The sequence below is a fragment of the Terriglobales bacterium genome (assembly GCA_035487355.1).
GTDB lineage: Bacteria > Acidobacteriota > Terriglobia > Terriglobales > Acidobacteriaceae > QIAW01.
Genome location: DATHMF010000017.1, coordinates 1 through 14,332, shown reverse-complemented (window position 1 = coordinate 14,332; position 14,332 = coordinate 1). Strand labels below are relative to the sequence as shown.

Here is a 14,332-nt window from a genome sequence, read left to right as displayed (position 1 = left end):
AAGCTACGTCTCTACCTAAGCTACTCGACGGTCAGAAAGGCCGTTGGAATGCCTTTCGAAGACACACTGACTTCCGATTTGCCGCCGTTCCGCAACAAACTGATGACGGCCCGGCCGTTATAAAGCTCAAGTCCGCGCGAACCGGTAGATGTGCCGAGATTATCGAGCAACGTGCCGTCGCCATCGAGTCCGAAACGCACCAGGCTACGGCTGTCGAGGCACTGCACGCCCTTGCTATCGCGTAGGCGGGCTTCTACCGTGAGCGTGTCGCCCTGACGTCCAACTTCCTTGAGCTCGAGCTGCGCAGGCGCCTCCCACTTCTCGGTCTGATATTCGAAGTTGATTTCATCGCTGACCGTGCTCCCGCCCTTGTGGGCGATAACCCGCAGATGGTTCTTGCCCGGCTGGAATTTCGCATGCCAGCGCAGCCCGGCGGCGGGGAAATCCTGGCTGCTGCGCTTCTTCGCACCGCAGGAGACATCATTGAGAAACAGTTCGGCGGTTTCGCAATTGGAGTAAACCTTGACTAACTTTTGCTCGCCGGCGTCGCCCCAGCGCACCGGCCAGGAGTGGCCGTAGATGTGCACCATCGGCTTTTCTGTCCAATAAGATTGAAAGACGTAATAGCTTTCTTTCGGCGTAAGGTCGCGTTCCACCATTCCCTTTTGGTTCACGCGTGGGACCGGATTTTCCACCCGCTCGGGTGTGGAAAAATCTTTGAAGATCCATTGCGCCGCGCCGGTGAGCCAGGGCATGGTTTCCTGCTCCTTGAGGTGCCAATCGAACAGATTGCAGATGTAGGTCTCTGACCAGTCGCCATTTTTCGAGGCAACGTCTACCCCGCCGCTGAGCAGCGCGTCGAGTTGGGCGGGATCTGTGGGCAGCGCTCCGCTGTCAATCTTGGCGAGCGCGCGGTCGAGATCTTCGGAGTGGCGGCGTGCGTCGTTATCGCCACCCCACTCCATGTGCAGATAGTGGTTGACCTGCTTCATCTCGGTCTCTGAGAAATTCTTGTAGTCGGTGTAGCGCCCACGATACCAACCTGCCCAGATCGAAGGCGAATAAATATCGGGAATGTCTTTGGCAAATGGGCAGCGGCGAATTCCGGTTTTGCGCGAAGGATCGAGGCTGTGGGCAAGATCGTTCAGTCCCGTCATGAAATCGCGGATTTTTTCCTGGTTCACCTCAGGGTATTCGGTCGGCCAGTCGTCCTCGTTGCCCAGGCCCCAGATAATCACCGCCGGGTGGTTATAGTGCTGGTCAATCATGTTACGCAGCATGTTATGCGCCTGCTGCCGGAAGGCTTCGCCTCCGATTCCGCCGCGGCACCAGGGGAGCTCTTCCCAGACCATCAGTCCAAGTTCATCACAGAGGTTGAGCACGATACGCGACTGCTGGTAGTGGCCGAGGCGGAGGAAATTCGCTCCAATATCTTTGATCATCTGTATTTCTTTGCGGGTGATCTCCTCAGGTATAGCGGAGCCCAGGCCTGCGTGGTCTTCGTGGCGCGTTGTGCCGCGCAGCAGCAGGCGCTCACCGTTGAGCTTGAAAGGACCGTGATCAACAAACTCGTAGAAGCGAAGTCCAAAGCGCTCGGTGACGTTCATTTCGCCATGTGTGCTGCTCAGTGTGACTTCACAATGATATAAAGCAGGATTTTTTGGCGACCACAATTCCGGCGTCTTTATATCAAAGGCCAATAGCTCACGCTCGTCGCTCCAGGGTGCGAGCTTTTGGGCGGCACTATGTACAACTTTACCCTTGGGATCAAGAACGCGAAGAGAAAGCTGTACCTGATCGGTAAGTGATGCAGGGTTGTAAAGCCGGGCCTTGATAGAAACCTTTGCTGGGCCGTTGGGCTGGACTGTGGGGCTGATGTGGATTCGCTCCAGCGAAATCGCGGGCACATAGACCAGATTCACGTAGCGATAAAGCCCTCCGTAAAGACTAAAGTCACTGAAGATGGAGGGAATCATGTCTAAATCGCGCGAGTTATCACAGCGCACGGCGAGAGGAACTTCATTTGTATCTTTATTACTATCATTTGAACCTTTATTACCATTATTAGGCGAGTTCAAGACTTTGGCTGCAGCTTCGGTGATATCAAGAACGAACTCGTCATATCCGCCAATATGCCGGCCAACGCTCTCAAGATTGACGAAGACTTCGCTCTTCTGCCCGGCACCTTCAAAGTGCAACAGGATGCGTCCGTCAGGAAACGGGTCGGGAGCCAGCTTCAACCTGGTGCGATACCAACCAGGGCCCTGGTAGTAAGACTGATCGGGATCAACCGCATCGCGAGCGTTGAAGCAGTGCGGCATGGTGATCGCCTGCCAGGCAGTCGTTTCGATGGCCTTGCCGCCGCGCCATACTTCCCAAATGCCGCCCAGGCTTCCCTGGTAGTACTCCCACCCGGTCAAGAGACGTTGCGAAACCGCACCAGTTGCAGGAACAGTTTGGGCAAAGGATACGTGGTTCGTGGCTGCGGCCGCGGCCGTAGCAAGTGCGGTGGTTTTTATGAATTCCCGGCGAGTGATCATATTTGAGTAGTCGGATAATTTTGGAATTGAGAGATCGGTATTCGTCTTGAATGACTCACAAGATTACTCTACTCAATCATAATTGCGTCCGAAACAAGTCTCCTGACCTTTATGCAAATCATGGAAGTTTTAGTCATTGAAACGCAATGAAGACATAGGGCAAGCCAGCGTTCCGCAAAGGATGTCCGCAGGGCAACGAACATTCCTGGCATTCATTTTCCTGTTAACCGAATTGCGTCCTCATCCGTTGTATAGGCAGCAAACAAGCAAAATACTGAAATGCAAAAAAGAGCGAGGATCAGAGATGAATACTAAAAAAAACCGCCGGCTTTCCGGTAGAGTTGTCCGGTGGACGGCATTATGGATTGCGTTGTTCTGTGCAACTTCGATCATGGCACAATCGCCGGCATCCCGTGTTACGGAAAAGGTCCAGACCCCCGTGGCCAGCCCTGCACCGATCAGCGATGAAGAACTGGCGGCGACCAGAGAAGAGCTGTTCAAGCTGTTGCGGATAAGCCCGAAACTGACCGGTGTGGTTGCACATGATCCGTCACTGCTCAGCGATCAGGAATACGTGGGCCGCACTAATCCGGCACTGGTCCAGTTCCTGCAGGGTCATCCGGAGATCGTCCGCAATCCGGAGTTTTATTTATTCAGCAATTTTGGAATTAGGGGGAAACAAGGTCCGAGATTGAGCCTCGACCGAGGGATGGTATCGTTCGATGTGAACGACCCCAACCGGGAGTATACCCGCGAGGTCATGCGAGACGCGGTGCCCTTTCTGGTCTTTGTTTGCATTCTGGGCGCGCTGCTGTGGATATCACGTGTGCTGCTGGAAAACCGGCGCTGGTCGCGGCACTTCAAAGTGCAGACCGATATCTGCAACAAGCTGCTCGATAAGTTCAGCAGCAACGAAGAATTGCTGGCCTATGTGCAAGGCGGAGCTGGGAAGCGCTTTCTTGAATCGGTATCGTTGCCTTCAAACTTCCAACCGTATGCCGGCAGTTCGCTGGGGAGGATCCTCTTCCCCTTGCAGTTTGGCGTGGTGCTGACTCTGGGGGGCCTGGGTTTGATTTGGGTGCGGGGCAGCGTTCCCGACGCCTCTTCTCCACTTCTGGTATTCGGAACATTGGGGCTTATGCTGGGGCTTGGGTTTGTGATCTCGGCAGGGCTCTCATTTCTACTGGCCCGGCATCTGGGATTGTTGCCTGGGAAGGCACAATCCCAAGGCGGCGCGAGCGTGGACACCAGAGACTAATTGAAACAGCCCTGACTCTTTGACGCCATAATATATTGAACAAGACCTGTGACCTGGGACGATGCCATTCCGCAAGCGAGCGCCCGCGATACGGCAGAAACGGACGCGCCGCTCATGGATGAGGAGATATTCGCCGGCTTCTATCATCGGACGGCGCGGGCGGTATGGGCTTATCTGGCACGCGTCTCCGGCAATGCCGCTCTGGCTGACGATCTGCTGCAGGAAAGTTACTTACGGTTTTTGTGCGCCACCGGACGCAGGCAAGACGACGAAGAGTCATGCCGGCGATACTTGTTCCGGATCGCAAGCAATCTATTGCGCGACCACTGGCGCCGGCCTCAGACGACAACGCTGGAAGACGTTCCCGAAACGGCATTGATTGCGCCAGATAACCGCGCCTCTGAGCGCATTGATTCGCAGGCATTGCTCGGACCCGCATTCGCACGCCTGAATACGCGAGAACGGCAGTTGCTCTGGCTGGCCTACGCGGAAGGCTGCACGCATCGTGAGATCGCCCAGATCACGGGGTTGGGGGCGGCAAGCATCCGGCTCCTGCTATTCCGGGCGAGAAGGAAGCTGGCCCGCTTGTTGCGGCAAGCAACACCCGAGCCGGGGAGAAACACATGAAGTCATATTTTTGCACCCAACGAAAAGAAGTTGCAGCAGCACTACGGGAGGGACGATGGCCCGAAGCATGCGATCCAGCATTGCTCGCGCACGTGGCCGCTTGCGCCGATTGCAATGACCTTGTGCTGGTGAGTCAAACCCTGCAGCAAGCCCGGCGCGAGACCCTGCAAAAGCCGCAACTCGCCTCTGCGGGCACGCTCTGGTGGAGATCGGAACTACGCCTGCGCAGCGGGGCGGTTGAGCGCATGACCAGACCCATTGCGGTCACAGAAAAAATTGCATTGATCAGCATACTGCTGGCCGCACTCGGCCTGGCAGCGTGGCAATGGAACCCGATTGCCGACTGGCTGTTTTCGCTCGACGACACCTCGAACTCAAGCGCGTTCCACCTGGATAGCCTCTGGACTTTCACCTCGAGCACGGCCGGCTGGATACCAATTCTGCTCATGGCCAGTTTAGGAACATTTGTTTTGGTGTGGGGATTGGCCCTGTTTCTGACGGCAGAGAAAGACTGATTTAAAACGAGAGGTTTTTCAAAGCTACAACCATTTTTGTCTACATTTAATTCTCTGTTAACCAAACCGAGGGAGCGCAGGTTGTATAAATGAGAAGTCGAAATAAATTGAAATGTTAAAAAACGATTAAGTATATACCCCAAATTTAACTGATTGCAACCATTTAGTTTTTCTTTTGGACAAAATTAGCTCCTCCGAGTGTTAATAGAAGAGTAGTAGATGGAGACCGAGTACATGGAAGATTTTGGCAATAAAAAGAAAGAGATTCCGTTGCGGGCGAAGGTTGTGGCGGTTGATGCTGCCAGCGCCAACAACGAGATCCACCCGTCATGGCAGGCGCTGATTCGATTTTGCCGCGATTTAAAGCATGGAGAAATCGAGCGCATCAACATCCAAGACGGCTTACCCGTTTCTGCAGAGGTGATTCGCAAGAAAATTCGCTGGTGTTAAGGCGATTCTGAAAATCGCTTTCCGTGTCCCCCCGGAAGCCACAGAGGTGATTCGAAACAAGATTTGCTGGTGTTGATCTAAAACCCGGCTGACCGCAACCATCGGAGGCCGTCCCGTGATCGTTACTGGCCGGCTTTGTAATTTTTTGGAGGTGGACTATGCGGTCCCTAATTATAAGTAGAGCTATCATACAAACTTCGCTGCGGGAGATTGCAGCGGCAACCATCCTTTTACTGCTTGCTCCAGCGCTGGCGACAGCGCAGGATTCTTCTCTTTCCGCCGACATGCACGTTGAACATATGTTTAACCGCGCGGAAGCTGGATATGTTCAGGACCAACTCAAGATGGCACGGGCCTACCAACTGGGCAAGGGAGTGCAACATGATCCGGTCGAAGCTGCCCAGTGGTTCCTTAAGGCAGCGAATTTTGGCAGTCTTGAGGCGCAAACCCAGATAGGTTATCTGTACGTTAGGGGCGAAGGCGTCCCTCGCGATGAGCAACAGGCCTTCAAGTGGTTTCAGCGCGCAGCGGCAGAGGGTTATGCGCCAGCTCAGTACGATCTCGCCTACCTGCTGCTGAACGGATTGGGCGCCCGCCAGGACCTGCAAGGAAGCATAACCTGGTTTACACAAGCAGCCAACCAGGGGTTTGCGCCCGCGCAAGTCAATCTTGCAATCCTGTATTTCCACGGTATGGGCGTAGAGCGCAATCCGCCAGAGGCGATGCGCTGGTGCCAGGAGGCGGCAAAGCAGCACTATGCGGCGGGAGAGTTTCTGCTGGGCACAATGTATGAAACCGGAGTTGGAACAGCCCGGGATATTTCCCAAGCGGCTCGCTGGTACCGGAAAGCAGTAGACCAGGGAAACTCGCAGGCCGAAAATAATTTGGCGGTACTGTACGAGGAAGGCGCAGGGGTTCCTCAAGACATCAACGAGGCAATCAGACTATACAAGCTATCCGCAGAAAAGGGCGATGGAAACAGCTACATGAACCTTGCACACTTGTACGCAGGCAAAAGGGGTCTTGCCCCTGACTACAGCCAGGCCTACTTCTGGGCACTCTTGGCCCAGCGCAGCGGATGGCTCATGTCAAGCCGGCCCACGCAAGAATTTCTTGAGAAGTTGCGCAGCCATCTTTCTCCGGAGCAGGTGCCCAGTGTTGAAGCGCAGGTAGGGGAGTGGGACAGCAAGCATCCGCCCAATCCTACGATAAGCAAGTTGGGTGAAACCTGGAGCTTTCTGCCAAAAACTGCCGCTAATGTGTCGAACCGGCAGTGAAGTATTTTATCTAAGGGGAGAGCAGCCAAAACAAGGCTGCTCTCCCCTTGCTTTTGATTCATACTCGCAAAACAACTCGCCGATCTCGTACTGAATAAACCTCGGGGGCTGCGCTCGAAGTGTGTTATACAAGACGGTCTTGATTATACGAGGTCAACACTTCAGGTGAACTTCAGGTCATCTATTCGCATAGCCGGGGCACTATGCTTGCTGGCAGTCAGTTTGCTCTCCAGCGGGCAACTGTTGAAACTCACTTACCAATCACACTCGCCCGATGTGGACAATCTTTACCTGGGCCGCTTCGATGGCATTAAGAGCATGCTCCCCCAACGCGGGGTCGTCTGTTATATGCCGAACCCCGACAACTCGTTCGATGCCAAGAAACATTACTTCTTGGCACAGTATGCGCTCGCTCCCCTGGTGGTTCGCCCCACGGCTGATTGCGATCCTTTGATCGGAGACTTCCCTGCCGGCTCCACCGCGGCTTCCATCAGCAGCCAGCAGTTCGTAGTCCTGAAAGATTTTGGGAATGGCCTGATGCTGCTCAGGAGAAATGCCGGCCGGTGATCAAGATTGTTATGTCAATCCTGGTCGCGCTGGGCTTGGGCTTCAGCTTTACCTGCCTGTTGTGGCCCAGACAGCGGCGACTGCTGCCGGACCTTCTGCTAATAATCTCGCTTTCCGTGGGCATGGGCTTTGGAATTACATCGTTACTTTTCTTCCTCTGGTTAATAGTATTTGGGACCGCCGGAGGCGCATTGATTGGCTGCGAGATCGGACTTCTGCTTGTTTTGTCAGCGTTCGCGGTGAGCGCCAGATGGCGAAAACAACAAGTTGATTCTCTGCCGGTTAGAACTAGGCGCACGCCTTACCCGAAGTCGAAGATCGAATGGGTTGCAGCTATAACGTTCTTCTTTACGCTGTTCGTCGCCGGAAAAGGGTTTCTCTGGTTTGCACGCGGAGCCATACAAGGCGGATGGGACGCCTGGGGCATCTGGAACCTGCGGGCAAAGTTCCTGTTCCTGGGTGGGCCACACTGGCGCGATGCGTTTTCCGCCGAGGGAGCCATCTCGCACACGGACTATCCGCTGCTTATCCCGGCCAGCGTTGCACGCGGGTGGAGCTATGCAGGAGCGGATATCCCGCTGGTACCAATTCTGATTGGGTTTCTGTTCACCGCAGCTACTGTGGGGCTGCTTTTTTTATCTCTGTCTGTTCTGGGCAGCAGAAGTCAAGGATTCCTGGCGGTTACCGTTCTGCTGGCCTCGTCTTTTTTTCTTGTTCTGGGAGGAGCGCAGTACGCTGATGTTCCTCTGGGATTCTTCTTCCTCGCCACCCTCGTATTGCTGTGTCTGCATGAAAGAGCGGCAGCGCAGAGCAACAGCATGCTGGTGCTGGCCGGAACTACCGCCGGGTTCGCAGCATGGACAAAGAATGAAGGCAGCCTGTTTCTGGCTTGCCTGCTCCTGGCCCATCTGATCACTACGCTTCGCAAACAAGGGATACGCACGTACTTGCGGCAACTGGTGCTGCTGGCAGCAGGACTGGGGCCGGTACTGGTGATGCTGGCCTATTTCAAACTAAACCTTGCGGGGCACAATGATTTGTCTTCCCCATTTCTAACGGCTCTGAAGATGCTTGGGCGCATCTCCCGCTGGCGCACGGTTGCGAAAGCATTCGCAGACCAGGTGCTGCATTTTGGCGGATGGGCCCTGACCATAACGCCATTCCTGGCTTTGTATGTCTTGCTGGCCGGAGTGAAGAAACCGGCGAGCATTGAAGAAAAGATTTGCTTGCGCACGCTGTATTTGACGGTTATTGGATACTTTTTGGTTTACGTCACAGCGCCAGTGCCGCTCAACTGGCTCCTGGAAACTTCTCTTAACCGGGTGCTGGTTCAAGTGTGGCCCAGCACTCTTTTTTTGATCTTCCTCATGACAAATCGTCTGGATGAGACGTAGCAAGCTACGTCTCTACCATGCAGCAATTAAGAAAGGGGCGCGCATTTGCCTTCTCCCCATGCCCCGCCCCTCTCGTTCAACAAACACCGTTACTGCTTGTCCGACTGCAGGGCCTGCTGGCACTCCTGAATCGCCTGGTTGGTTAGATCGAGCGCCTTCTCGCGGTGACCGCTGAAATCTTTGGAGCCCTTTTGCAGAGACGCCTTGGCCATGTTCAGATGTTTCAGGGCCGCGCGAATCTCAGGATGATGTTCCCTGTGGCCGGGTCTCCCGGTCGATGATGCCGCCCCTGGCGACCCAGACGTTCCCTGGGCCAACAAAGGAGATGTGGTTGCAGCCATCAAGGCCGCTGCTGTAACAAGTGAAAGCAACGTTCTCTTCATAACTAACTTTCCTCCAAGTACTCATCGAAATTTTGTAACTGCTTTAATGTTATTCAACCCATCGCCGTGAACAAAGTTGCATAGGCATGGATTGCGTCAGAGATTTTTATCCAGAAAATGCAGTTTGGCAAGGCAAATAACGTACTCAAACTGCAGCCATCCTTTCGACGCGAGGGACAATCGAATTTCAATATGGAGGAACCATGGCCATAGACCCTGTATGCCAAATAGAAGTAGATGAAAGAATTACCGAATTCAAGTCAAGCCAGAATGGGGAACACTATTACTTCTGCTCCCTGGAGTGCAAAGAGGTGTTTGACGATAACCCGGAAGAGTACACGGTGGCAGCGTAGTAAAGCACACTACAAGTCCCAGTACGGGAAAGACATGAACTCATGGGCACGGCTGAACAGGCTGCGCCCTTTCAAAACTATTTATGAAATAAGTTCTACTTATTTACGAGGTTTGGCGGGGTTGTCAACCAGATCAACCAGGAAGGCGCGGTCTTCATCACTCATTTTGAGGAATTGTATGCCCATGCCCCAATTCGGCTTGGAAACGCGCACAACCGCGGTGGCGTGAACTTCTCTTCCCTCAAGGCGCAAGGTGATCTCGAGGCGGGAATCCTGCGGCAACGGGTATACGGTTTCAATGTAGCAGCCGGAGCGGCTAAGGTCAGTGCAGATGCCCCATCCGGTATTTTGTCCCTCAAGTTTTTGCCCGAGTGGGGTAACTTTGGCGCCAGCCTTCACGGCAAGACGTTTGGCGGCGCGGCGATCATAAGGCTTGGGCCCAACCGTGAGGGGAACCGATGCACGCGCTGGTCCGAGCTTCGCATTGCTGTTGCCAAGGGTGCGGGGGAACGGAGCCGGGACATCGAGTGGCGTGGTCATCTCCCAGACGGTCGTTACCGGATCAACACTGCGAAGGCCAATTTGTCCCTCGTTTTTTGAGCCTTTCTTCCCGATCCAGACGACGAGGAAGCGTCCTTTTTTGCCTTTCACTTCCAGGCCAATGGTCTCGCCAGGAACTTCAAATTGATACACGCCAACCAACCGCGCACCGGAAGGGCTGACATCCAGCGTCTCGGCTGACGAGGAGAACGGCTTGCCGCTGGAATCCATTCCAAAAATTCGTACCGATACGTTCTTTTGAATACGCGGCGATTTACGTGTCCCCATTGGAGCCCTTTCCAGATATGCCGATTTTAACCCGAAAATGACCTAAATGAGTCAGTCCTTAGTCACCATTCCTCAGTCATCAGTTGTCAGTCTTTAGTACTCAGTCTTTTATTCTGGCTTGTCATGCTGAGCGGGTGCGCCGCAGCAAGCCATTCTCTGAAGAACCTTCAGCCGGCCATTTTCCTTCAAAGTATTACTCCCCCACCCCCCATTACTTGGAGTAGTCCAAGCATTGATAAGCCACTACAATTCAATGACATACAGAGAGCGCCGGCAGTGGTTCAAGTAGTTAAAACGAGGGGTTTGGGAATAAGGAGGCGCGGCTCTTCCCGAGGCAAGCTCGAAAAGCGTGTGGGCAAGATGCCCACACGACAGCCGGCGGGACGCCAGCGCTACAGGCGATGAATTTTCAAAGAGCTGGGAGCAACGCGGCATCCTGAATGCCGTCAGACCATTATGACCCACAATTTTCACGGGATGAACTGTTTGATATCAGAGTGGTGCCGCTGTTGTAGGCGCAGGGGCTAAAGCCCGCGTTGTTCTGGAATCCTTAACGCGCGGCTGAAGCCGTGCTCTTCCACGGTAGTCCCAAGCATCGTTATGGCACCGATAAAATTCCGTGCCCCCTGACGGACGCGGAAGCAGAGAATTTCGGCACAATAGGGATTCCTCCACTGCGTGTTCGGAATGACAAGAAAGCCGACTTTTCCGCATCCTCTGAAAGCCCTGCTCTCGAACTTGCTGTCCAAATCAATTCCGAAACAGCTTTAGTGCATGGGCGGCGCGGTCTGCAGGCTGCGGCTGAGGTAATCCGTCATGGTGAGGCTGAGCAGGATGAGAAGCCAGAAAACGCCCGCACCGACCACAATTTTGGTCAGACGAGAGCTGTACTTGACGTGCATGAAGAAGAGGATCACAAGCGTGGCCTTGAAGATGGCGATGGCCAGCGCGACCAGAGGATTGAAGTTAACAACATGGCCCCCAATATTCGCGCTTAAGTCTATAAAAGCTACGACCGCGGTCACACCTGTGAAGACAAGCAGAGTCGCAAAAATGGCCAGATACAACCAGACGGAAACAATGTGTTCGGAATGTTCAGTATTTTGGGACATGGTGTGCTCGGTTAATGATGTACCCTGCTGATCAAATAAAGCAACGGAAACAGGAAAATCCAGACAATATCTACAAAGTGCCAGTAGAGCCCAATGTTCTCAACTGGCGTGTAATAACTTGCGCTGAACTTGCCGCGCCAAGCCATGTAGATGAGAGCTGACAACAGGCCAGCGCCAACGATCATGTGAATGGCGTGCATCCCGGTCATGGCAAAGTAGAGTGAGAAGAATAACTGGGCATTCGCCTGATCCACATTATGCAGCTTGCCATCTGGCAATGTCACTGGCTCGAAATTGAAACTATGACCGGGGATGTGATGTTCAACATACTTGTCGTGATACTCGATTGCCTTGATGCCCAAAAAAATCCCGCCGAACAAGAGCGTCAAAAGAAGGAAGAAGATCAGCAGTTTGCGCATACCGAGCTGGGCTGAGTGTACTGCCATGGCCATGGTGAAGCTACTGAAGATCAGCACGGCAGTATTGACGCCGCCATAAATAATATTGAGAGAACTGCTGCCCCACACAAAGGCATCATAGTACGAGTGACGATAGACCAGATAAGCGGCGAACATGCCACCGAAGAACATGATCTCGGTGATGAGGAATATCCACATGCCGAGGGAAGAGGCTTCTTTCTGCTGCTCCATGTCGTCAAAGTGGTGCTGCAGCATGGGGTGGTGAGCTTCGTGCCTGGGCGACTCGTGAATTACAACGCTCCGATCAGACAAATGCCGCCTCCTGTTCCTTGGAGTAATGGTAGACTTCCTCGGTCACAACCGGCGCCTCTTCGAAATTGTGAAGGGGCGGCGGAGAAGTGGTCTGCCACTCCAGAGTGGTGGCGCCCCAGGGATTGGGGCCCGCTACCTCGCCGAAGCGAAGCGAATACAAGAGATAAATCATGGGCAGCAGGTATCCGACGGCAAGAATCGAGGCCCCCGCAGTCGAGAGCACATGCAGCACCTGCCACTCGGACGGATAGGAGGCATAACGCCGCGGCATCCCCAGATAACCCAGGATAAATTGCGGGAAAAATGTCAGATTGAAACCCAAAAACACAATCATGGCTGAGAGCTTGGCCCAGCCTTCGGGATACATGCGCCCGGTAATTTTGGGCCACCAGTAGTGAATACCGCCCAAGTAGGCCATCACCATGCCACCCACCATGATGTAGTGAAAGTGCGCAATGATGAAGTAGGTATCGTGAAGGTGAATATCGAGACCCAGCGTTGCCAGAAACAGCCCAGTGAGGCCGCCTATGGTAAACAACCCGATGAAACCAAAGGCGTAGAGCATGGGGGTACGATACGAAATGGAACCCTTATAGAGCGTAGCGGCCCAATTAAAAGTCTTGATGGCCGAAGGGATGGCCACGGCAAAGCTCAAGAAGGAAGCGACCATAGCAGCGTACACCGAGATGCCGGCAACAAACATGTGGTGCGACCAGACGATAAAGCCGAAAACAGCGATGGCCAGGCTGGAAAAAGCAACGAACCTGTATCCGAAGATCGGCTTGCGTGAAAAGGTGGAAATGATTTCGCTGATGATGCCCATGCCCGGCAAGATCATGATGTAAACCGCGGGATGCGAATAGAACCAGAACATGTGCTGGAAGAGCACCGGGTCGCCGCCGTAGGCCGGATCAAAGATCCCGATATGAAAGGCGCGTTCCAACCCGACCAGCACCATCGTGATGGCAATGACGGGCGTCCCCAGCACCTGAATCATGCTGGTGGCATAGGCGGCCCACACAAACAAAGGCAGACGGAACCAAGTTAACCCCGGGGCCCGCATGCGATGGATGGTCACGATAAAGTTCAAACCGGTGAGGATGGATGAGAACCCCGCAATAAAAATTCCCATCGCGGCAGTAATTACGTGGGTATTGGAAAATGTGGTACTGAAGGGCGTGTAGAAGGTCCAGCCGGTATCCACGCCTCCGCTGACCAGGGCCCAGAGCGTGACGCAACCACCGACTACAAGAAGGTACCAGCTCAACAGGTTGAGCTTGGGAAAAGCCACGTCTTTGGCGCCCAGCATGAGGGGCAGCACAAAGTTGCCCAGCACGGCGGGGACGGATGGCACGAGAAAGAAGAACACCATCATGATGCCGTGCATGGTAAACATCTTGTTATAGTTGTCGGCAGAAACCAGCGCGCCTTCGGGGGTAAGCAGATGAATGCGAATCATGGTGGCAAAAAAACCACCTACAAAGAAAAAGAATGTAATGGTAAGGAGATAGAGTATCCCGATGCGCTTGTGATCTTTGGTCAAAAGCCATGACTTAATTCCGAACTCGGAGTTCAGATAGTGTTCGCGCGGCATTTCATTAGTAGCCATAATTATTGCAACTTCACCGGAGGATTGGCCCCCGGAACTTCAGTGGAGTTCGGCGAAGTTTTCACCGGACCTCCGGGTTGTTGATTCTGCAAAGACTTAATGTAATACACCAGGGCGATCATATCGTCTTCATTGATCTGCCCCTGGAAGGTCGGCATGATGGAATCAAAACCGGCGACGATTTTTGCGTTGGGACTCACGATGGACTCGCGGATGTAACCCTCATCGGCGATCACCATGCTGCCGTCTTTCATCTTCACCGGATTCCCATAAAGGCCAGCCAAGTTCGGGCCGCGCGCCAGGGAATCGTTACGGTGGCAGGTGTTGCAGCCCAGTTGCTGGAAAATTTTTTCACCCTGCTGCCCCAGCGATCCTTCGGCCCGGGTCGACAGCCATTGCTGGTATTCTTCAGGCTTCATCACAATCACCTCGCCCACCATGCCGGAGTGCAAGGTACCGCAGTATTGATCGCAGAAGAGCCGGTAGGTGCCGGTCTTGGTGGCACGGAACCACACGCTGCTGTAGCGACCGGGGATCACATCACCTTTCAGGCGAAATGCGGGCACAGCGAAGTCGTGGATCACATCCTGCGAAGTCAGCACCACGCGTACGTCGCGGTCCACGGGCACGTGCAACTGGTTGATTTCACGCGCGCCTTCAACGTGCTGGAACTTCCACATCCATTGCT

Annotated in this window: 15 protein-coding genes; 8 read left to right on the top strand and 7 right to left on the bottom strand. The window is 53.9% G+C overall.

Annotation, left to right across the window (positions count from 1 at the left end):
• Positions 1 to 20: 20 nt before the first annotated feature.
• Positions 21 to 2,540 (bottom strand): glycoside hydrolase family 2 TIM barrel-domain containing protein, encoded by a 2,520-nt coding sequence (locus VK738_03030; GenBank protein HTD21597.1) that lies wholly within the window; start codon positions 2,538 to 2,540, stop codon positions 21 to 23.
• Positions 2,541 to 2,844: 304 nt separating this feature from the next.
• Here VK738_03030 and VK738_03025 point away from each other — a divergent pair, with 304 nt between their 5' ends.
• From VK738_03025 to VK738_02995, 7 genes are all read left to right on the top strand, one after another.
• Entirely contained in the window at positions 2,845 to 3,798 is a 954-nt protein-coding gene (locus VK738_03025) for a hypothetical protein (GenBank protein ID HTD21596.1), read from the top strand.
• A gap of 48 nt (positions 3,799 to 3,846) precedes the next feature.
• On the top strand, positions 3,847 to 4,425 hold the full coding sequence (locus VK738_03020; protein ID HTD21595.1) for a sigma-70 family RNA polymerase sigma factor: 579 nt from the start codon (positions 3,847 to 3,849) through the stop codon (positions 4,423 to 4,425).
• On the top strand, positions 4,422 to 4,940 hold the full coding sequence (locus VK738_03015) for a hypothetical protein (protein ID HTD21594.1): 519 nt from the start codon (positions 4,422 to 4,424) through the stop codon (positions 4,938 to 4,940). The genes VK738_03020 and VK738_03015 overlap by 4 nt, the downstream gene beginning before the upstream one ends.
• 234 nt (positions 4,941 to 5,174) lie before the next feature.
• Complete coding sequence (locus tag VK738_03010; protein ID HTD21593.1) at positions 5,175 to 5,390, top strand: hypothetical protein; 216 nt, start codon at positions 5,175 to 5,177, stop codon at positions 5,388 to 5,390.
• 158 nt (positions 5,391 to 5,548) lie between these two features.
• The gene (locus VK738_03005) at positions 5,549 to 6,667 is read left to right on the top strand and encodes a tetratricopeptide repeat protein (GenBank protein HTD21592.1); all 1,119 of its coding nucleotides are present in this window, start codon (positions 5,549 to 5,551) and stop codon (positions 6,665 to 6,667) included.
• 207 nt (positions 6,668 to 6,874) lie between these two features.
• Entirely contained in the window at positions 6,875 to 7,234 is a 360-nt protein-coding gene (locus VK738_03000) for a hypothetical protein (GenBank protein HTD21591.1), read from the top strand.
• The gene (locus VK738_02995; protein ID HTD21590.1) at positions 7,231 to 8,628 is read left to right on the top strand and encodes a hypothetical protein; all 1,398 of its coding nucleotides are present in this window, start codon (positions 7,231 to 7,233) and stop codon (positions 8,626 to 8,628) included. Before VK738_03000 ends, VK738_02995 begins: the two co-directional genes overlap by 4 nt.
• 89 nt (positions 8,629 to 8,717) lie before the next feature.
• Here the strand turns inward: VK738_02995 and VK738_02990 are convergent, their stop codons facing one another.
• Positions 8,718 to 9,011, bottom strand: a complete 294-nt coding sequence (locus VK738_02990) for a hypothetical protein (GenBank protein HTD21589.1) — start codon at positions 9,009 to 9,011, stop codon at positions 8,718 to 8,720.
• Between the two features lie 203 nt (positions 9,012 to 9,214).
• On the opposite strand from VK738_02990, the gene VK738_02985 reads away from it, so the two are divergent.
• Positions 9,215 to 9,364, top strand: coding sequence for a YHS domain-containing protein (locus VK738_02985; protein HTD21588.1), 150 nt, complete (start codon positions 9,215 to 9,217; stop codon positions 9,362 to 9,364).
• Positions 9,365 to 9,463: 99 nt separating this feature from the next.
• Here VK738_02985 and VK738_02980 read toward each other — a convergent pair whose 3' ends face one another.
• From VK738_02980 to VK738_02960, 5 genes are all read right to left on the bottom strand, one after another.
• Positions 9,464 to 10,192, bottom strand: a complete 729-nt coding sequence (locus VK738_02980) for a PilZ domain-containing protein (protein HTD21587.1) — start codon at positions 10,190 to 10,192, stop codon at positions 9,464 to 9,466.
• Positions 10,193 to 10,959: 767 nt separating this feature from the next.
• Positions 10,960 to 11,304 (bottom strand): cytochrome C oxidase subunit IV family protein, encoded by a 345-nt coding sequence (locus VK738_02975; GenBank protein HTD21586.1) that lies wholly within the window; start codon positions 11,302 to 11,304, stop codon positions 10,960 to 10,962.
• Positions 11,305 to 11,315: 11 nt separating this feature from the next.
• Entirely contained in the window at positions 11,316 to 12,035 is a 720-nt protein-coding gene (locus VK738_02970; GenBank protein HTD21585.1) for a cytochrome c oxidase subunit 3 family protein, read from the bottom strand.
• Positions 12,028 to 13,644: a cytochrome c oxidase subunit I gene (gene ctaD, locus VK738_02965; protein ID HTD21584.1), complete on the bottom strand. Its 1,617-nt coding sequence runs from the start codon at positions 13,642 to 13,644 to the stop codon at positions 12,028 to 12,030. The genes VK738_02970 and ctaD overlap by 8 nt, the downstream gene beginning before the upstream one ends.
• Positions 13,645 to 13,646: 2 nt before the next feature.
• A partial coding sequence (locus tag VK738_02960) for a c-type cytochrome (protein HTD21583.1) occupies positions 13,647 to 14,332 on the bottom strand: 686 nt, incomplete at its 5' end.